The 18,341-nt window shown below is 40.5% G+C and carries 21 protein-coding genes and 3 pseudogenes; 6 read left to right on the top strand and 18 right to left on the bottom strand.

All coding sequences use genetic code 11. The features are described from left to right. The first annotated feature begins 115 nt into the window (after positions 1-115). Positions 116-958: an STAS domain-containing protein gene (locus tag JOD21_RS06315; protein WP_204728799.1), complete on the top strand. Its 843-nt coding sequence runs from the start codon at positions 116-118 to the stop codon at positions 956-958. A 59-nt stretch (positions 959-1,017) separates the two neighbouring features. Here JOD21_RS06315 and JOD21_RS06310 read toward each other — a convergent pair whose 3' ends face one another. The 3 genes from JOD21_RS06310 to JOD21_RS06300 form a co-directional block, all read right to left on the bottom strand. After that, complete coding sequence (locus JOD21_RS06310; protein WP_204728798.1) at positions 1,018-1,323, bottom strand: TIGR04104 family putative zinc finger protein; 306 nt, start codon at positions 1,321-1,323, stop codon at positions 1,018-1,020. 33 nt (positions 1,324-1,356) lie between these two features. After that, entirely contained in the window at positions 1,357-1,779 is a 423-nt protein-coding gene (locus JOD21_RS06305; protein ID WP_204728797.1) for a YhfM domain-containing protein, read from the bottom strand. A gap of 323 nt (positions 1,780-2,102) precedes the next feature. After that, positions 2,103-2,276: a hypothetical protein gene (locus tag JOD21_RS06300; protein ID WP_204728796.1), complete on the bottom strand. Its 174-nt coding sequence runs from the start codon at positions 2,274-2,276 to the stop codon at positions 2,103-2,105. A gap of 358 nt (positions 2,277-2,634) precedes the next feature. Here JOD21_RS06300 and JOD21_RS06295 point away from each other — a divergent pair, with 358 nt between their 5' ends. From JOD21_RS06295 to yiaA, 4 genes are all read left to right on the top strand, one after another. Next, positions 2,635-3,198: an AAA family ATPase gene (locus JOD21_RS06295; RefSeq protein ID WP_204728795.1), complete on the top strand. Its 564-nt coding sequence runs from the start codon at positions 2,635-2,637 to the stop codon at positions 3,196-3,198. Between the two features lie 723 nt (positions 3,199-3,921). Next, positions 3,922-4,230 carry an ArsR/SmtB family transcription factor gene (locus JOD21_RS06290; protein ID WP_204728794.1) on the top strand — a complete coding sequence of 103 codons (309 nt, stop codon included), beginning with the start codon at positions 3,922-3,924 and terminating at the stop codon, positions 4,228-4,230. A 12-nt stretch (positions 4,231-4,242) separates the two neighbouring features. Beyond that, positions 4,243-5,151 carry a cation diffusion facilitator family transporter gene (locus JOD21_RS06285; protein WP_204728793.1) on the top strand — a complete coding sequence of 303 codons (909 nt, stop codon included), beginning with the start codon at positions 4,243-4,245 and terminating at the stop codon, positions 5,149-5,151. A 218-nt stretch (positions 5,152-5,369) separates the two neighbouring features. Continuing rightward, positions 5,370-5,840: an inner membrane protein YiaA gene (gene yiaA, locus JOD21_RS06280; protein WP_204728792.1), complete on the top strand. Its 471-nt coding sequence runs from the start codon at positions 5,370-5,372 to the stop codon at positions 5,838-5,840. A 341-nt stretch (positions 5,841-6,181) separates the two neighbouring features. Here yiaA and JOD21_RS06275 read toward each other — a convergent pair whose 3' ends face one another. The 15 genes and pseudogenes from JOD21_RS06275 to JOD21_RS06205 all read right to left on the bottom strand — a co-directional run bounded on the left by JOD21_RS06275 (position 6,182) and on the right by JOD21_RS06205 (position 17,632). Continuing rightward, a complete protein-coding gene (locus JOD21_RS06275; protein ID WP_204728791.1) occupies positions 6,182-6,718 on the bottom strand; it encodes a GNAT family N-acetyltransferase in 537 nt (178 codons plus the stop codon). Between the two features lie 15 nt (positions 6,719-6,733). Then, a pseudogene (fosB, locus tag JOD21_RS06270) lies at positions 6,734-7,159 on the bottom strand (metallothiol transferase FosB). 16 nt (positions 7,160-7,175) lie between these two features. After that, positions 7,176-7,601: a cytidine deaminase gene (locus tag JOD21_RS06265; protein ID WP_204728790.1), complete on the bottom strand. Its 426-nt coding sequence runs from the start codon at positions 7,599-7,601 to the stop codon at positions 7,176-7,178. A 40-nt stretch (positions 7,602-7,641) separates the two neighbouring features. Next, the gene (locus JOD21_RS06260; protein ID WP_204728789.1) at positions 7,642-8,157 is read right to left on the bottom strand and encodes a GNAT family N-acetyltransferase; all 516 of its coding nucleotides are present in this window, start codon (positions 8,155-8,157) and stop codon (positions 7,642-7,644) included. Between the two features lie 67 nt (positions 8,158-8,224). Next, positions 8,225-8,737: a hypothetical protein gene (locus JOD21_RS06255; protein ID WP_204728788.1), complete on the bottom strand. Its 513-nt coding sequence runs from the start codon at positions 8,735-8,737 to the stop codon at positions 8,225-8,227. Positions 8,738-8,808: 71 nt separating this feature from the next. Beyond that, positions 8,809-9,378: a phosphoglycerate mutase family protein gene (locus JOD21_RS06250; protein WP_204728787.1), complete on the bottom strand. Its 570-nt coding sequence runs from the start codon at positions 9,376-9,378 to the stop codon at positions 8,809-8,811. Between the two features lie 646 nt (positions 9,379-10,024). Next, positions 10,025-10,333, bottom strand: a complete 309-nt coding sequence (locus JOD21_RS06245) for a hypothetical protein (RefSeq protein ID WP_204728786.1) — start codon at positions 10,331-10,333, stop codon at positions 10,025-10,027. 88 nt (positions 10,334-10,421) lie between these two features. Then, positions 10,422-11,517: pseudogene (locus tag JOD21_RS06240) on the bottom strand (IS1595 family transposase). A gap of 157 nt (positions 11,518-11,674) precedes the next feature. Then, positions 11,675-12,673, bottom strand: a complete 999-nt coding sequence (locus tag JOD21_RS06235; protein WP_204728785.1) for a S66 family peptidase — start codon at positions 12,671-12,673, stop codon at positions 11,675-11,677. Further along, positions 12,666-14,228, bottom strand: coding sequence for a YndJ family protein (locus JOD21_RS06230; protein WP_204728784.1), 1,563 nt, complete (start codon positions 14,226-14,228; stop codon positions 12,666-12,668). Before JOD21_RS06230 ends, JOD21_RS06235 begins: the two co-directional genes overlap by 8 nt. Further along, entirely contained in the window at positions 14,197-14,808 is a 612-nt protein-coding gene (locus tag JOD21_RS06225) for a DUF4166 domain-containing protein (protein WP_204728783.1), read from the bottom strand. Before JOD21_RS06225 ends, JOD21_RS06230 begins: the two co-directional genes overlap by 32 nt. Continuing rightward, positions 14,805-15,719 (bottom strand): DoxX-like family protein, encoded by a 915-nt coding sequence (locus tag JOD21_RS06220; RefSeq protein ID WP_204728782.1) that lies wholly within the window; start codon positions 15,717-15,719, stop codon positions 14,805-14,807. Before JOD21_RS06220 ends, JOD21_RS06225 begins: the two co-directional genes overlap by 4 nt. A gap of 88 nt (positions 15,720-15,807) precedes the next feature. Further along, positions 15,808-16,640 (bottom strand): annotated as a pseudogene (locus tag JOD21_RS06215) (alpha/beta fold hydrolase). Positions 16,641-16,670: 30 nt separating this feature from the next. Continuing rightward, positions 16,671-17,195, bottom strand: a complete 525-nt coding sequence (locus JOD21_RS06210; protein ID WP_204728781.1) for a GNAT family N-acetyltransferase — start codon at positions 17,193-17,195, stop codon at positions 16,671-16,673. 14 nt (positions 17,196-17,209) lie between these two features. Beyond that, entirely contained in the window at positions 17,210-17,632 is a 423-nt protein-coding gene (locus JOD21_RS06205) for a GNAT family N-acetyltransferase (RefSeq protein ID WP_204728780.1), read from the bottom strand. 152 nt (positions 17,633-17,784) lie between these two features. Here JOD21_RS06205 and JOD21_RS06200 point away from each other — a divergent pair, with 152 nt between their 5' ends. Then, positions 17,785-18,333 carry a DUF1572 family protein gene (locus JOD21_RS06200; RefSeq protein ID WP_204728779.1) on the top strand — a complete coding sequence of 183 codons (549 nt, stop codon included), beginning with the start codon at positions 17,785-17,787 and terminating at the stop codon, positions 18,331-18,333. Positions 18,334-18,341: the final 8 nt, after the last annotated feature.

The following is an 18,341-nucleotide window of genomic DNA, read 5'->3' as shown; positions in this document are numbered from 1 at the left end:
ATGAGAAAATAAGATTCTAATAATTTCCACAATACAGTTTCATTCTTGTCATAAAGGGAATACAATTTGAAAAAAGAAGTTATATATTTTACGAGTAGCGGAGAGGACTTATAAAATGCTGAGAGATCAAGATTTACATACATTTTTATGTAATAAAGCAGAATCATTAACTGAAGAATGGTACGAATCGTTAGATAAGAGTAGAGACGGGGTATACGGATCGACTAATCCGGAGGCTATTCAAAAGATTAAGAGTCAGAACAGAGATTTTCACCTCCGTTTTTGTCACATTTTCAAACCGGACAATGAAGATTATTTTGAAGGTTTCCGGGATTGGATTGAAAGTATTGCTATAGATGAAGCCCATCAGACTACTCCTCTTGAAGATATCATTAGTGAGTTTTTCAGAACGCAGCAGCAATATATGAAAGTTATTGAAGAATTTGTCCTTAAATCTTCAGAAGAAACCTCTTACCAGCAAGTTATGGCATGGACTAATAAGGTTGTAGACTCCATTAATCAGATTATCCTGGAGTTTACTGTTCAGCATTCTAAAGCTGCAGAGCTGAGATTGCATGCACAACAGGAAATGATCATCGAAATGAGCGCTCCTGTTATTTCATTAACAAAAGAAATAGGGTTTCTGCCGCTAGTTGGTGAGATTAATACACACAGAGCACAAGTGGTTTTTGGAAAAACACTGACTCAAAGTGCCAACCAGCAGTTGAAAAAGTTATTTGTGGATTTATCAGGGGTTCCAATTATTGATACGATGGTTGCCCAGCAAATCTTTCAATTAATCAGCGGTTTGAAGCTGATTGGTGTACAGACGGCCCTGTCTGGCATCAGCCCGCAAATCGCACAGACAGCTGTTCAATTAGGATTGAACTTTAAAGATATTGAGATATACAGTACACTTTCACAAGCAATGAAGGCAGAAGAATTCAGCGGTCAATAATTCAAAAGGTCCGGAACCTCCCAATATGGAGGTTCCGGACCTTTTCTTATATTGTTCATTCACCATAATGGCTCCTGCTCATTCGATAGCCTGATTGTGTAAGGAATATAAAAAATATAAGCGATGATAAAAAGTACGACGAGCGTTATGGAAAGTATACTACTCACACCCAGCGACTCTAAAAGCGGCCGGACGAAGACAATGATAAACAGCGGGATCAGGTAAATGATATATATAGTCTTGCTCGACTTCGTTGAGACGTACTGCTTAGCACCGCAGTTCGGACATTTCTTGCTAGAAGCAAAACCAATCTTCATTGTTTCAAAAAAGCTCCATTTGTAATGACAGTTTTCACAGTTTGGCATGGATTGTCCCTCCAGACTTTTTAAAACCGTAATCTACTCAAAGGTGACTTCATCCAAAAACGCTACAGTCTCATATCCTTCCAGAAAACCTTCCAATGACTCGACCGACTCTTCATCAAGCTGATAAGTACGTGTACCTTCAGGAATCAGGCTCTGTATATATCCTTCACCCTGTTCAGTAATCCAAAGATGGTAATCAAGATTTTCTTCATCCTGTCTTAATGTATATCGTAAAAGAGGCGGCGTATTGATCACTGTACCCTGCTCAAGCACTTCAGCGCTTTCAGTCGCACTGACAAACGTGTCTATGTCACGCTCTTCCTTAATGAATTCTTCATTTCCAACTGGCTCGCTCTCATCCCAAAAGCGCAGCGTTACATCATTTGTGTTCTCAAGATCAGGATTTGAGCAGGCACTTAGTAATAGCAACACCAGCATAACAGTCAGCTTTTTCATTTACGTATCTCCCCCTCCAACCAAAAGTAAACGTTTTCATATTTTATCTAAGATTACCATAGTGGAATGATCAATATAAAGTGATTGTGCGTAGAGGACCCACCGCTTCTTATTTCATAAAGGTGATGTCTGATAGCAGAGAAAATGGCTGTTCTTGAAATAGAAGGACCATAAAACGTTGATGAAAGGAGATTTACAATTGGATTTTAAAATAGTTAAGCAATAAGTTTTTTGTCCTAAACACGTATAATAAATGTTTTTTGGTACGGGAGCTATATCAAAAAAATCATTCTTTTAAAAGTAAGAAACGTTTTTTTAACTGATCAGTTTTTTGTAGAGTTTGAAAAGTTCACTCTTGATCCAAAAGCGATCACAATAATTGCTACTAATCCTATGATGTTAATAATTGTTCTAATGGCTTCACTATCAACAAATAGATTAATAACAAATGAACCTGCTATTACAAATAAAAGAAGAAAAAATACACTTTTTTTCATAATTACCTCCTATTAAAACTTAAAGTATTTCACACAATTAGTCGTGAGGGGTCCACCTCGAGGTTACAATCCTATTATAAGGTAAATGTTATATTAAATGTATGATATATTAATGCAAAGATTCTCATATCTACAAAGAAGGAGCGAAACAAATAGGTGGCTTTAGTCTTCATTGCTATACCGTTACTCGGTGTATGTTGGTATGTCAATCTGATCATTACTTTAAAACGTTTAAAGCATAATCAGGATATTCATAATTACACAATCATCGGAGGATTGCTTACGTTTGCCTTTATATGCGCAGGAATGCTTGGAATCGCCAGCCTTCATTAAAAATTATAAAACATAGGGAGGTCACATGAAAAGACTCGCTATCATTACAGTCGGTAAAACACACAGTGGTAAAACTACTTTTGCAAGACAGCTTGAACAAAAGCTGACTAACTCTTTCGTGATGGATCAGGATACACATGCTGAATTTCTGAATACATATTATAAAAAGCTTCAGCCAAAGAAAGGTCCGAACATTTTAAAGCATGCTTTAACGAAATTAATCGTTGATTATGCAAAAGAATATACAGGATTTCATTTCATCGTGAGCAATTCAAATCGTGCTAAAAGTACAAGACAGTACTTGCTGAAAGAGATCTATCATAAGGAAGCGTTCACCCGGATCCTTGTTCACTTTGACCTTTCAGATGACATTCTGTATGAACGGGTAGAGAATAGCACGCGTGATACACATATATTCAGAGGACCCTATAAGACTTTTAAAGATGTGCTGATCAGACAGGAAAAAGAATCGGAACTGCCGGATATCGTAGACCCCGTTGAAGGTGAAGCCGACTACTTATTGATGGTCAAAGAGCCGGCTGATGTGGATCGTGTAATTGAAAAGATCGTGACTTTAGTAGAAGCATAACTAAAAAGTGGAGGATGATTACATTGATAAGAGTCCTGATTGGCTTGGTTGTGGGCATCGTCATTTCATTGCTTCTTTTCGATTACAATGGAAGTCAGTATCAGTTGAAGGGGGTGGGTGAAAGTGAATATAGACAGGTCAGTGAATTCGATTTTAACTTTCTCTTTCATTCACTTATCACGACCTCCCTTTGTATTGCCGGAACATTTTTGATCAGTAAGGTTTTTCAGCGGAGATCTTAACAGGAATAGCACCAGTTCGGTTACTCTGCTAAACCACAAGAATATAAGGGATGTTTTTTATGAAACTCTTCAGAGATATGTCAGAAAGCGAAGTGAAAAATTCAACACGCGGTTCAGTCTTTGGTTTCTATGTTTTTCTGTTCTTGCTTGCTTTGAATAATTTTTATTATTTGATTTTTGATGAGAATTTAATGACGTCGTTTTCAATATTTACGATAGGGATCATTCTGACGTTTGGTTATGAGTTTATTTTAAATAGAAGAAATACGAAGAAAACACAACAACAGCACAAAGAGTAGTTGTACGATCATTTAAAACTTATCTTTTGGGGACATGCACAGTCAATTCACGTTTAATTGATTGTGCATGTCCCCTTTTGTCTCACCAGACAGACCCACAAAATTTTTGACAAATATATTTTTTTGATTTATTGTATCTATATGAACATATGATCATATAGATATTATATGGAGGTAAGATCATGGATAAAAAAGATCATCATTTCTTATCAGATGAAACGGTTGAGGAAGCTTCGAGAACGTTTAAAGTACTTGCTGATCCCACCCGTATCAAAATACTGTATCTGTTGTCTCAGGAGGAGTGCTCTGTCACGCATATGACTGAAGTATTGAACATGTCTCAGTCTGCCGTATCGCATCAGCTGAGGACATTAAGAGGACTCAGGTTAGTAAAATCAAGACGGGAAGGGAATCATTTTTATTATAGTTGCAGCGATCAGCATGTAATTAACACGCTGAATCAGGTAATTACGCATATTGATTGTGAGTAAGGAGGTTACAAGGTGGCACATTCACATGACCACGGACATTTTGAAGAGTTGAGAGAAGGTAACAAAAAAGGACTGCTGATTGCATTATCCATTACAACATTTATCATGCTGCTTGAGTTTTTTGGCGGTTTACTGACTAACAGTCTGGCTCTATTAGCTGACTCAGGACACATGCTCAGTGACGCCAGTTCTCTTTTATTGAGTCTTGTTGCAATCTGGTTTGCCACGAAGAAAGCATCTGACAATAAAACGTATGGATTTTACCGCTTTGAGATTTTAGCAGCGCTGTTTAACGGTGTCACATTGTTTGTAATTTCAGGATTTATTTTAGTAGAGGCTTATGAACGGTTTCTTGAACCGCCAACTGTTGCGAGTGGTACGATGATGGGCATCGCGTTGATTGGTCTTCTGGCCAATTTATTGAGTGCATGGTTTTTAATGCGCAAAGGTGACGTTAAGGATAACGTCAATCTTCGCAGTGCCTACCTGCATGTGATTGGTGACGCACTTGGTTCTGTTGGGGCGATTGCAGCCGGTATCGTTATGCTGGTGTTTGACTGGTACCTGGCGGATCCGCTCATCTCAGTACTTGTCTCTCTGCTGATTCTGAAAAGCGCCTGGGGCATACTGAAGCAATCTGTTCATATCCTGATGGAAGGTGCCCCTTCTACCGTAGATACAGGAAAGTTAAAAGCTTCATTACAGAACATTGACGGCGTGATTGATGTTCATGACTTTCATATCTGGACGATCACTTCCGGATTGGATTCTTTCAGCTGTCACCTGACGATTCGTGATGAAGCGGATGAACAGCTGATTCTTCAACAGGCAATAGAGTTGATTCAGGAAAACCACCAGATCAGCCATTCGACGATTCAGGTTGAAAAATCAGGATTGTGTCATGGTGAGTTGCTGGTGTGAATAAGGTTGAAGATGCACAGTTTAGGTCATTGATTCCTTAATGATCAATCCTGTGCATCTCTTTTAGGTTCTATTAAGTAATTAACTTCTCAAACTAACAAAGAAAATGCTTCTTTACATTTCCCCCCGATCAAGTAATATGAAAGTATACAACATCTGTCAAACCACACAAGGTCATACAGCTATTACCTATAAATGAATTGTAAGGAGCGTTGCGAATGGCTGAAGTAAAGGAAAGTTCATTTATGCAAGAGGATGATAAAAAACCGAGGGTGAAAGTGGAACGAAAACCTGGCGAACCGACGCCTGCCTTTAAGGGAGCAAGCTGGGCAGCACTTGCAATCGGGCTGACTGCTTATCTGATCGGCCTTTTTAATGCAGCGATGGAGCTGAATGAAAAAGGTTACTATTTTGCTGTTTTAGTATTCGGCTTGTATGCAGCCGTTTCCTTGCAAAAGGCTGTCCGCGATAAGGAAGAGGACATTCCGGTTTCAGGGATTTATTACGGGCTCAGCTGGCTGGCTGTGATCATTGCAATCCTGCTGATGGCGATTGGCCTCTATAATGCAGGCAGTATTATTCTGAGCGAAAAAGGCTTTTACGGTATGGCTTTCGTACTCAGCCTGTTTGCTGCGATTACGATTCAGAAAAATATTCGTGATACGCAGCAGGCAAAGGACCGGGATTAATACTGAAAACTAATGTATTTTGCAAACCTTTTTTGGCGTTAATAGCTTCATCATATACGACTGCATTTTTAATGTGTTTTTAGCATGGCTGTGTTAAAACTGAGCATATAATAAAAAAGATCAGGTACGCGAACACCTGATCAATGCAGCTGACATCCGTTTGAAGAGCTGTTGGCCAGTTGGAAGGATAACTAAAAGAGTAACCATCTCATCTACTTTGGCCGTAGCGGAGGGTGGTTACTTTTTTGTATTGACGACAATTGCGATGATTGTCACCATTGCCGTTAAGCACGTGACTAAGAATATACCAAATTGAAGGAGCATATTCACGGCATCGAATTTTATTTCAATCTCTCTTCCAAATCCTCAACCAGCATTCCATACACAACACTGTCTGTCCATTCACCCTTGTTCCAGTAATCCTGAACAAAATGCGCTTCTTTCCTCATGCTTACCCGCTCACATAACCTGCCGGACGCCTCGTTTCTGGCATCAAGCGTCGCCTGAATGCGATGCACTTTATAGTCAATAAAAAGCTTCTGAAGTAGTCCTTTTAAAGCCTCAGTTGCAAACCCTTTACCTGAGGACTCCTGTGAAAATGTGTAGCCAACTTCTACGGTATCTTTCATTCCGGTATACCATACAGATAGATCCCCAATGACCCTGCCTTCATTCACGATCGCCAAACTTAATGCTTGGTCCTGTGTCAGCGAATGATTTGTAAGCTTTTTATTAAACTTTTCCTGCTTATTATCGTGTGTCCATGGTTCATGCAGAAGATATCTGCACGTTTCCTGATCACTGTAAATATTGAATACATCGTCCAGATCTTCATTCATAAATGGACGGATGGTCAATCGTTCTGTGTTAAATTCCACGTCTGTCCTCCTGCTTCATTCATCATAAAATGTCATATGCGGCTTTTCCTCTTTGTAATATCTCAAACGATCTTCCAGTGTTCCTGTATGAAATTCAAACTTATGCCCATCCGGATCCGTAAAGTAGATAGATTGCTTATCCCGCTCATCTCTTTCACGCCCGGATAAAATATTGACGTTGTGACTCATCAGATGATGATACAAATCATCTAATTCTTTTTCATCTACTGAAAAAGCAGTATGCGTCTAAGACTGTTTGATCTCTTCACGCGGAATATCCGCTTCCTCATTCAATGCAAGCCAAATTCCATTCAAATCAAAATAAGCTGTGCTTCTGCCCTTGACCAGAAGCTTTGCACCAAACACTTTTTGATAGAAATCAATTGATTTTTCAAGATCAGAGACTGAAAATAAAAGATGATTGATTCCTTTGATAGTCATCCGCTCACTCCAGAACTTATTTATCTTTCCACTTTTCTTTGAATTCCTCATAAACGGCAGACCAGTGATAAGGCTGTACTTCTGCCAGCGTTTTGAATGTTAAGCTTTGCGCTGGAATTGTCACTGCTACTTTCACTGCCGGGCCCCAGTAAAATAGTCTTTCCTGACAGATGCCGCAGGGGGAAAGAATTTTAAACGCTGATTCCCCGTCATCCCGGACTACACAGATCGAGTGTGTAACTTTTCTATTTAACTTATGAGCTTCTAAAATCGCACCTGTTTCTATACAGAGATTAGTCGAATCATTGATAATCTCCGGCGCCACACTGGTTAAGATCGTACCGTCGTCCAATCTGACCGCAGCAGCACCGCCCCAGCCTTCAGGATATCTTTCTTTTAGTACTTGAATTACTTCATCGTATAACGTCTGTTCAATGCTCAAGTGAATGCTCCTTTTCTATTGATAAAACCGACAACAATGATTAGCTGTGCTTTAGAAGCTTATAGTAAAAAACAGTCGGGTCCAGGCTTCCCTCAGCAGACATCGCATATAACGGTATTTCTCCGGCACAGGTGTAACCCATAGACAGATACAGCTGGTTGGATAGATCCCCTTTTCGAGTATCAAGAACAATGAGTGATCGATTACGTTTGAGGGCAGCTTCTTCAGCTTTGATCATTAACTTACGGCCGATCCCTTTGCCCTGGTAATCGGGGTGGACCATTAACTTTACAAGCTCAGCCCGATGAAGACCATTTGACTTTGTGCACAAATCCAACTGAACTGTCCCCACAATTGTCTGATCCATTTCAGCGATCATCAGTATGGTATCCGACTCGGAAAGCTGTTGCCAATATTGATTAGCTTCACGATCACCGAATGGAGGAATAAAGCCAATGGATGCCCCCTGTTTGACAACTTCAACAAGTAAGGATGATAGCTGGTTTATGGAGGTCTTGGTGACGGTGACTTCAGTGATGATCAAAGCATTTTTCAATTTAACCACCTCTTTATAATAGATGCTTAAGGTCCTTTGAAAAGTCGGCTTGATGCGATATAGTCAATCATTTCATTCGCTCAGCCGCTTCATCAGTTACGATTCCCTCACCAAATGAAAGGTCTTGATATTGTGTAACCCCATATTTCTTATATATGATTCTCATTTCTTTTATATCGTTTTCAGCAAAGCCTTTTGTTTTATCTACACGGATCACCAGGTGGATATCGTTCTCTGGCTGGAACCCATTTACCTCCACCAACTCCTCTTTTTCAACCGCTTGCTCACCCAGCATACCAATTTTTCCCTTCGTTGCGATAAAAGCTGCAGCCTGATCAGTATCAGCGATGGTTCCGTCTCTTTTGATCAATTCTATACGCTCTAACGTTGGTGTTCCAGTCCCTTCCCATTGCATTTCGTACCCGAGATAGATGGGACTGGTTTGATCAAGAAGTTCCTGACTGGCTGATGAATGACTCCCCAGCGTGAACGCTCCGCTGTTGCTGAAATAGTCAAATAGAAGCCACGCACTGATAGCAAGAATCAGCACAATAGATGTCATGGCAAGGGGTTTTTTCATAGTGTCGGTCTCCTTAATTTCTACGCTATTTAAATTCAGAGGCAATCTATCTAAAGATTACATAACTGTTTTTACCGGGCCAGCGTATAGGTTGTAGCCCCCCAATGGCTGGAACTTGTTCTTCTTGCACCATTCCATCCAGCTTTCTTAAGCTCTTTTCCAATCATCATGTTAAAAAAACCATGACCAACCAGTGTTACTTTATTCTTCTCATGAGCACATTCCATCAGCACCTTGGAAGCTTTTTCAGCTCTTCTTTTTGCATGTTGCAGAGATTCGCACTCATATGAATAACCACAAAACCATAACATCCTAAACATTACTGTCCATAGATTTGCATTCAATTTCAAACGACACAGAATGAAAAATGGAGCTGGCAATTCCACTTCACGAAATAAAGGATCTGGCATTACCAGTACTTCAGGGTTTAAAAGCTTTGCTGATTCAATGGCTCTTTTCAGATCACTTGTAAAAATAACCTCCGATGCATTGAATTGATTCAATGTATCAGAAGGATAAGTTTTTTCCTCAAGCACGCCGTGGTCGTTATATCGCTTCACCCATTCCTTAAACTCCAGGGCAGTTATCACCTTTTTTTCATTCCACAAAGACTTGCCGTGTCTAATCAATGTAATGTTCATTCTACCCTCCATTTATATTGAATATTAACTATTATCAGATTTTAAAAGATAAGACGTTAACTAATGCGCAATCTCAGGTCCCTTTATACGTTCACTATTGCTGCATATTGTTAACTTCATGGAAAAAACTCTATACAACTTCTCTAAATTATTCGAGCGGGAAAGGGTTGGTAGGAATTAAGCTTGTTGTATAAATGGCCTGGTTTACTTTTTCTTAATGCTGCTAATTTGAGCCTATCATTATAACAACTAATAATTACCTTTTATGTCTCACTTTCTTTTATCTTAAATTTAAAGGATATAAATAACAACATCCAAAAAATAAATCCTAATATAAATGGCGACATACTAAGAAAAGTTTTATAGAAAGCAGCCTCTATCGTCTCGTGCTTATCAAAAAAGATATTGGAAATGAAAACTAAAATGACCCCCAGCAGATTAATAAGCACAAAAATGCTGGATAATATTTTCATTTGATCGTACCCCCCTATTCTTTTCAAACCGCACGCAATCGATCGGATTTCTCTATCCCGGATTTGATCTTTTTGTTAGGCTTTGTCAAAGTTTAATGTTGATATTTTATAAAAATTGGAAACACTAGATTTATAAAATTCCGTTTTTTTATGTCTTATTCAACTAAAACCCACTATAATTTAACATCAGGTTCATTATTCTTCTTTATAGTAGTGACTACAATAACATTCACCAATACTCCCAATCCAAGGAAACCTGAGTAATAAATACTTTGTATTGCTGGTCCGAAACCTTTTTCAATTACATCAATTGCGGAAAGTAAAAGAGGCAAGAAAAAGGCTAAAATGGCTAAGAGTATTAGCGTAAGTATTGGTATATACCTTTTTGAGTAGCTAATTCTCATTGTCCAGTAAATTGAAATTACTATTATGGACAACGGCAAAATAAACGAGAAAATCAAATTCAAAACTGACGTACTCAAATAATCCCTCCTTAAAAAAGTGCATTTCATAAAATAACATCTTAAAATCAAATTAATTCTAAACCCTCTTGCTATCAGACGAAATCCTTCAAATATACGTTTCGCTTAAATCGATTAACCTGCCCTTTAGTTGAATAAAGAAACAACCTTCAGACAGCAAAATTAGCAATCTAAGTGCATCATATATTTCCAAATTTAGGATTAAATTAACTTTTATTATCACATCATTCATTGTGACTTCATGTCACTGATGATGGATACTCTCTAACACTTGAAACCACGCAGGATAATTGTTCAGATACTTGGTTGCCACTCCGTTAATTCGCTGTATCCAGCCTTTAGTTGTTGACATTTTGGATGTGATAAAGCCCCTTGGAGCGAATTTTCCCTTCAGATTTGAACCGATAAATACCCATCCCTTTTTCAGCAGCATAGGTTTTAAAGGCACGCCAAGCATCGGGGCATAATACATTCTCGTTGGAAAGTTTAGGACCAATGGCTTTGTCTAACTGCTCTTTTGTCAATCGACCTATTCCTTGCACTTGAGAGAAGATCATCTTTTTACGATCTCTTGCGGCCAATACACATACCTGCTCGTTGCTTATACCACGTTTCTTTGCGGAACCGCCTCGTTTGCGGGACTTTTTATCCTTAATCTTTCTTTGTCCTTTTTCAGAGTAAAGGAAATATGTCTCATCCATTTCAACGATACCTTGGAAACTTTATAGTTTTATTTGCTTTAATGCCGTTAGGAGCTTGTGCCTCCAATAAGATAATGTGATGTGAGTAAAGTCACCAATCAAATTGGCTGATTTACGAAGCGAATAACCTTCTATCATATATTCAATAAACTTCATCCAACGATTAAGATGACGGGTTCGATATAATGCCGTATTGGTGAGGTCAGTGAAAGTCATTCTACAAGATTTAAAGCGATAACGCTGTTTCTTCACTTCACCACCATCGACTATTGTAGAATACTTCCCAAACCGAACAATATGTTCTAATTTACACTTAGGACAACGATAGCCATCTTTATTTTTACGTTCCGAGATCTCCTATAGAACGCTTCCTTTTGAGGATGACGCAGTAAGAGCATCGATTAAATATTCTCGTAATCGATGTTTTTCTGCTGGGCTAAGTTTTTGAATGGATTTAAGGATATCGGTTGTTCTCACGGTCATCACCAACTCATATTTGATGGCTATATTACAGAACATTCGTTCCAAATACACAAACATCAACACCATAATTTAACAGAGCTTTTGTTTAAAACAATTCTCTGCCCGATATAAGCGGATAAATTTGGATTTAATCTAAGTATATCACATGCCAGTCACATCAAATATCCAGCCAGTCCTCCACACAAACGACCCTTTGAGCCGTTGCATCTAATCTTACTTTTTTACCAATCGCAATCGGATGCATCGGATGCGTGTGACTGATATCGAATTCCGCCAAAATCGGCAGCTCCCGTCCGTCCAGCTGCTCCATCAGAAGATCTAATGGACGTTTATTGGTGCCCAGATCATCGTATTGTTCATGTTTGCCGAGAATGATCCCGCCTACCTGATCAAAAACACCGTGTAATTTCAGCATGGCAAAATTCTTCTCAACGATAGAAGCAGTTTTCGTACTGTCTTCAATCAGCAGAATGTCTCCCTCTTTAACCTCCGGAAAATAAGGCGTTCCGATAAAGCCGTACATCGCGTTTAGATTCCCGCCGATTAAGCAGCCTTCAGCTATTCCCTCATGGCCCGTTACCAATTGATTTTCTATCAGCTTTTTTTCTGTCGTTTTCTCAAGCCAGTTTACATGCTCATCAGACCAGTAAGCAGGAATCGGGATGTCATACGGAGCCTGGTATTGCCCGGAGAAATAGTCTTCAAAATATTGATAGGTATCAAGCACAAGCGGTTCAAATTCTCCAAAGGAAGGAATGAGTGCCGGACCATAATAGGTGGTGATACCAGTTTTCGCATACAGCGCCAGCAACACAGCCGTTGCATCAGAGTAGCCTACAATGATTTTAGGGCTGGTACGGAACGCTTCATAATCCAGATAAGGCAGCATACTGTTTGAATTGGTTCCGCCAATCGTGGACATAATCATTTTAATATCCTTATTTCTTAACAGCTGATTGAATTCTTCCGCCCGCTCTTTCGGCGTACCTGAACGATATGCATCTGATTTGCCTGTCAGCGCTCCTTCAATGATCGTGTAGCCCTTTTCCTGCAGAAATGTTTTCGCGCGTTGAAATCTCTTATGTGCTGTAACTGTTCCAGGGGCTGACGGACTGAATATCCCGATCTGATCCCCTTTTTCCAAACGGTTATGCATATGACTCAAACTCCCTTATCACATAGTCTATATGTAGAAAATGAAGCCCGAATATGTTCATATCATGCGTTGCCACCAGTTCCCCGTTTCTTTCTTCTATCACAAAATACTCATGCAGCGGCAGTTTCAAGATGTACTTTCCGATTGCCAGATACGTCCCTGCATCCCCATGCCCATCACTGGTTAAGGAAAGTCGTCCATTTTCAGCAGACAGCTGCAGGATACCGTGCATTGAGGAAAATGGTAAAGGCAGCGCAATATTCATAAATGTTTCCTGACCTGACTTGTGATGAGAGTAAATGGCTGTAAATACCGTACCTTCTCCAATCATCCGCTTCCACACTCTCGGCTTGGCCCGTCCATCAAGCTGTTCATCCACCACCAGGATTTCTCCAGTCATTTCAACCTTTGAGGATGAATAAGGGAGATTAAGCTGGCCGATGGATCGGCTGATTAACTGCCACACCCATGCGAACGGGAGGAACCAGCCTGACCATTTTACAGAGGCGAATAGTTGAAATCTTTCAGTGTGTTCATAGAAATTAATGACTTGTGCAGACACTTCTTCTGGATTGACATACATGTTCATTTGATCGACCAGTCCCCTGTGAGGCGCTCCAGTCTCTTGAAGCTTCCCGCGGATTCGGCTGACAGGAAAATTGTAAGGCCGCTGCGTTGACTCAGGCACTTTTAACGCCCATCCAACAACAGTCAACGTACCAAACAGCAGACAGTTCAGAAACCCATGGACATCGAGCATATCCGGAATGTTCACGATCACCTGCCCTGATAGATTGCCATATGCATATGCGAGTGACCATAGAATCGTGATACATAGTGTAAGAAAAGGAATCCAGACGATTATCCTCTGAATCCCATGAAACTTCAGACGGAACAAATAATAGGTCAGCGCATAGATCGCCAGTACATAAAGCGAGACTGAAATGATTTCAACTGTGCGGGAGAATGTGATCCCAATAGCAACCGTAACTGGTCCCGTAGCAATCACAAGCGCACAGATCTGATACAGCTTTGTGATTTGAATCCGTCCGACCAGACCAACTGATACACTTAGCATGAAAGCAGAATAGTGGAAGTGAATCGCCGTCAGCCAAGTCAGCATCTCGCTGAATCCTGTGTTAATTCCGCTGACAGAAGCAAGAAACCATCCACCGCCAATCGCGAGATAGATCATGCCAAGATCAATGAGCCACTCAGGCAGGTTGGTGAATCCGCGGTTTAAAAAGCGCTCAAACCCTTTCCAGGCAACCCAGCATGTGACCAGAAAATAGATCGCTGCACAAATCACAGCTGCAAGATAAGGCAGATCCAGACTGATCAGTGTGACAGCCAGCATCCCAACAGCAATGATCACTTTTTCAAACGGACGAAGCTTTACAATCATATGTAATAGTGACGGCACAAAAATCAGCTGTGCAGCCGTCAGATAATAGTAGTAGTCAGCCTGTTTATTCATGGCGAGGCTGAAACAAAAAAGCAGAAGGCCAGTCAAAATCAGAGGGTTAATGAACGCTTTCTTTAAATTCTCCTGCATACATCATCACCCTCCCAAGTACAGCATTGTAAATTGATACATGAATCGTATAGACATCCTTTTGGTCATCGTAGCCCTCAAGGACAGTTACACGTCCTCTTAGGATTTTAGGTAGCGTAAATCCCGCTTTCCCAAGCATCACCTTCTGCACGCCGGACGTAATGATCAGAAAGCCTTCTTTTGTGACATCAAAATGCAGATCTGAATAGAAGAACGGAATGTCACCCAGAAAATCCTTTACTAACTTCTTTTCCAGATCCACTGTCATCCTGGCGTTAAATTTCCGCTCAGCGTTTTGAAAGTGAAAGGTTCTCTCCCACGCGACTTCCGCATCACCATCCGGATTTATCGCACAGCGGTTAGCAATGGAGAATGGGATCTCTTGCCCGCTCTCGGGAAACAGAAAGTTCGCCTTTGAAGCCAGGCAATAAAAAGGAGACAGCAATCTGCCGCCATTTTTAACCTGACTCATCACACCCGTGGCAAAAAAACGCTGATCTAAAGGCAATGTGTAGCGATGCTGCAGTTTTGGGTGCAACTTCTGAAACTTCTCTCCAAGCAATGTAGCATAAATCGTCATGCCGCTTTCCCCCTTTTTCTTCTGCAGATTTTCGCACTTGGCAGCTCTTTTGTAAGCAGTAACCCGATGATCGACAGCACCCACAGCGTCACATTCAGCGTGATCACGTTAAATGGAGCTGTTGCTGTAAACGGTGCTGCAATCACCGCGCTTAATGTGAGCAGAGGGAAGATGATGACCTGGAGCTTTAGCAAATGTTTTTGCAGCTTCGGGATGAGCCAGCAGCCGGCAAAAATCATTTCTGCGATGCCCACCCAGATCACTGCAGTGGAGGCTTGACCTTCAGATAAAGAAGAAAGCTGTGTCAGCATGCTGACTTCTAACGGTTGCTGCGTCAGCACTTTCGGTACCAGTCCCTGATAAAGCCAGACAAATGCGAATAAAAAACATATTGTATAAAAAGCAAAAAAACGCCTGTATTGCGTTCCCGGACGCTCACCTGATTCAATCCACCGCTTTAACACATCAAAGCTGAGCGCTGTTCCCCACCCAATCAGCGGACGGAACAGCCTGTCAAAAAGCTTTCCCACTCCGCCAAAGCGGACGTCATAATCATACTGCGTCAAAAAAGTGGTACGCCCTTCACCAGGGATATACTGCCAGTACCCCTTCCCTTCAGCAATCGGTGAAATCAGCTGATCTGTGCCAAAATGCAAAGCGGACGTCTTCTCTCCGCTCTCTTTCTCATGCGTCCCTTTACTCTCACCCCAGCCGGACACTTCAATACCCGGCAATACTTTTGTGGAATAAGTAAACGTCTCCACCGGTTCGCCCGGGGGCTTTTCATTATATGTAATCGAAGAAAACCGGACATCCCACTGCTCATGCAGATCCGGCTGCTGGGTATAGGTCCAGACTGGTTCAATGTTGTCGTGTATGTCTATTTCTACATAAATCGGTTTGTGTGGCATGATTTCACATCACTTTTAGTAGATTTGAAGATTAGTGGATATGTAATGATTTTACCATTTAGCAATGAGTGGAAAAATGGTAGAAATTTTATACAGTTGATCTGACAAACTCTCTAAACTTTTCTTCCTCTTCTACAAAAGGATTGTGGTTACTGCTTTCAAAAGTGGTAAATCTCACATCCGGGATTAAGTTTGCAATTTCCACACCATATTTATAAGGACATTGCGCATCGAATCTCCCAGCATAAATATAGCTTGGAATTGATACATGCACTAAGGAATCTCTTAAATCAAATGCAGGATTTTCAGTTCTGATAAAGTAGTCCAAACGTGCACCTACTGACTTACCGCTATTCGGTATTTCCAACGACTTCTTCAGTTTTTCTTCAGAATAAAAAGAGAGCCTGCTCCATTCATAACTTAATTGTTTCCGAGTATCTGTTGGTGTTGTTGGATCGTTTAACTGCTGAATAATTTGCATAACCCGATAATAATTTTGATTTTTACTGCAATAAATACAGTCTGCATCCGAGCTATATTCATTACTTGCAGACGCTCCTCCCGACACAATCTTTGTTAATGAAGACGCCGCTGATACAGCATATTTAAGCGCCAGCATTCCCCTGTAGAGTGTCCGGCAAAACCCCACTTTTCATACCCTAAAGCTCTTCTGATCGCTTCTAAATCCTTTACCGCGGTTTCCATACTATATTGCGATGCTGCTTTCGCTTTTACAGAATGACCACATCCACGCAGGTTGACCAGGTAAACCCGGTAGAATGCTGTAAATGGATTTGCAAACGTATTACCACGCTCATCATAAGCACTGTATAAATGAGTTACACATAATGGTTCACCAGTCCCTGATACAAACAATTCAAAAGTTCCTCTGGCTGTATCAACAAGCATTTTCTCCCACATATTTCTCATCCCCCTGACTGTTTCATGTAATTATTTCTTCCATTCACCTTCAAACACACTCATCTCCCACAAACTCCAGTACTCGTCACCCATTTTTCTTGCATCCCTAAGTAATCCCTCCTTCACAAAACCTGCCTTCTCATAACAGGCAATGGCTGAAGCGTTGAAGTCAAAGACACCAAGACTCACACGATGTAATGTCAGTTCGTCAAATGCTACTTTTAGAATTTCGTTCATCATTTGCTTTCCTGCTCCCTTACCCCGGACACTTTTATCTCCGACCAATACTTTCCCAACTCTCGCTGATCGGTTCGCCCGATCAATCCTGCCTAAAGAAATATGCCCGATTACTTTGCCGCTCTCTTTTTCAACCACACTGTAAACGAGAGAAGTGGAGTCCTTTCCATTTGCATGCTCTATGTATTTTTCTAATTGTTTTTCATCTAAAGGAAAGTTGAAATTCGGACCTCCCCACTGCATTAAAAATTCCTGGGTCTCGATCCAGTCGATTAGCTGTTGAAAGTCTGACCGTTCAAAATATTTTAGTTCAAGCATTTGCAGCACCTCTTCTATATTGTTTCATCCTTCTTACTGACAGGACGCGTCATGCATTCATTTTTTCTGAAATTGAACTTCCTGTAAAAATTCTGCGCATCCGATGTAGCTAAAGCAAAAGCCGTATATTTGATATCAGGATGATCAAGTATACAGTCCATGAGCCACTTCCCAAGCCCTTTTCCTCTATAGTCAGGATCCACCACGACATCCATGATCCATGAAAAAACAGTATAATCGGTGACAACTCTGGCAAATCCGATTTGTTTTCCTTCATCATACAACCCAAAAGACATTGAATGGTTCATACTTTTTTCAATCTCTTTCTTTGTTCTGTTTGAAGCCCAATAAGTATTTAACAGGAGCTGATAAATACGATCGGTATTCATTAACGTAACGTCATCACTTACAGAATAACTTTGCTTAGACCATTCCAACCTGATTCCTCCTGACTGATTATATAAACGGGCTGTCCGCTATCAATTTTGAAGATTCACTACCCCTATCATAACATCCTTCCTGTTATAATTTGGGTATATCAACTATCAGATTTGTCATACAGTTAGTGACTCATGAGGAGGGCGTAAACATGATTGAAAATGAACATTTATCTTTATCAAGCGCACAATTCCATCATTTTAAAGAGCGTGCTGAAAAAGGTTTGGCTCAATTATCAGATGAAGAACTCTACTGGAGACTGAATGAAGCATCCAATAGTATTGCTATGATCATGAAGCATATCAGTGGAAATATGCACTCTCACTGGAAGGACTTTTTATCATCTGACGGTGAAAAAGCTTTTAGAGATCGAGATATGGAGTTTGTAATTACTGATCAGGACACGAAAAAAGTATTAATGAATAGATGGGAAAGCGGATGGACGCTGCTTTTTGATACGCTTGAAAGTCTAAATGAAGATGATCTCCAAAAAGTCGTCGCTCTAAGAAAACAGCCGATGAGCGTGCTGCAGGCGATTCAAACTGAAATTGCGCATATCAGCTACCATACAGGACAAATCTTATTTCTCGGCAAGCAGATGAAAGATCACGACTGGACAGTATTGAGTATTCCAAAGAATGGATCAGAGGCGTTTAATCGGAAGGTGAAGATGGAGAATGAACAGAAGAACACCAAATGATTGATAGC

The organism is Jeotgalibacillus terrae, assembly GCF_016908195.1.
GTDB lineage: Bacteria > Bacillota > Bacilli > Bacillales > Jeotgalibacillaceae > Jeotgalibacillus > Jeotgalibacillus terrae.
Note: the sequence above shows the minus strand (reverse complement) of the source record. Positions and strands in the feature narration are given on the sequence as shown.

Excerpts from the sequence above, each read along its gene's own strand:
- JOD21_RS06315 (WP_204728799.1), top strand. The coding sequence starts at position 116 with ATGCTGAGAGATCAAGATTTACATACATTTTTATGTAATAAAGCAGAA.
- JOD21_RS06310 (WP_204728798.1), bottom strand. The coding sequence starts at position 1,323 with ATGCCAAACTGTGAAAACTGTCATTACAAATGGAGCTTTTTTGAAACA.
- JOD21_RS06305 (WP_204728797.1), bottom strand. The coding sequence starts at position 1,779 with ATGAAAAAGCTGACTGTTATGCTGGTGTTGCTATTACTAAGTGCCTGC.
- JOD21_RS06300 (WP_204728796.1), bottom strand. The coding sequence starts at position 2,276 with ATGAAAAAAAGTGTATTTTTTCTTCTTTTATTTGTAATAGCAGGTTCA.
- JOD21_RS06295 (WP_204728795.1), top strand. The coding sequence starts at position 2,635 with ATGAAAAGACTCGCTATCATTACAGTCGGTAAAACACACAGTGGTAAA.
- JOD21_RS06290 (WP_204728794.1), top strand. The coding sequence starts at position 3,922 with ATGGATAAAAAAGATCATCATTTCTTATCAGATGAAACGGTTGAGGAA.
- yiaA (WP_204728792.1), top strand. The coding sequence starts at position 5,370 with ATGGCTGAAGTAAAGGAAAGTTCATTTATGCAAGAGGATGATAAAAAA.
- JOD21_RS06255 (WP_204728788.1), bottom strand. The coding sequence starts at position 8,737 with ATGAAAAAACCCCTTGCCATGACATCTATTGTGCTGATTCTTGCTATC.
- JOD21_RS06250 (WP_204728787.1), bottom strand. The coding sequence starts at position 9,378 with ATGAACATTACATTGATTAGACACGGCAAGTCTTTGTGGAATGAAAAA.
- JOD21_RS06235 (WP_204728785.1), bottom strand. The coding sequence starts at position 12,673 with ATGCATAACCGTTTGGAAAAAGGGGATCAGATCGGGATATTCAGTCCG.
- JOD21_RS06230 (WP_204728784.1), bottom strand. The coding sequence starts at position 14,228 with ATGCAGGAGAATTTAAAGAAAGCGTTCATTAACCCTCTGATTTTGACT.
- JOD21_RS06225 (WP_204728783.1), bottom strand. The coding sequence starts at position 14,808 with ATGACGATTTATGCTACATTGCTTGGAGAGAAGTTTCAGAAGTTGCAC.
- JOD21_RS06220 (WP_204728782.1), bottom strand. The coding sequence starts at position 15,719 with ATGCCACACAAACCGATTTATGTAGAAATAGACATACACGACAACATT.
- JOD21_RS06210 (WP_204728781.1), bottom strand. The coding sequence starts at position 17,195 with ATGCTTGAACTAAAATATTTTGAACGGTCAGACTTTCAACAGCTAATC.
- JOD21_RS06200 (WP_204728779.1), top strand. The coding sequence starts at position 17,785 with ATGATTGAAAATGAACATTTATCTTTATCAAGCGCACAATTCCATCAT.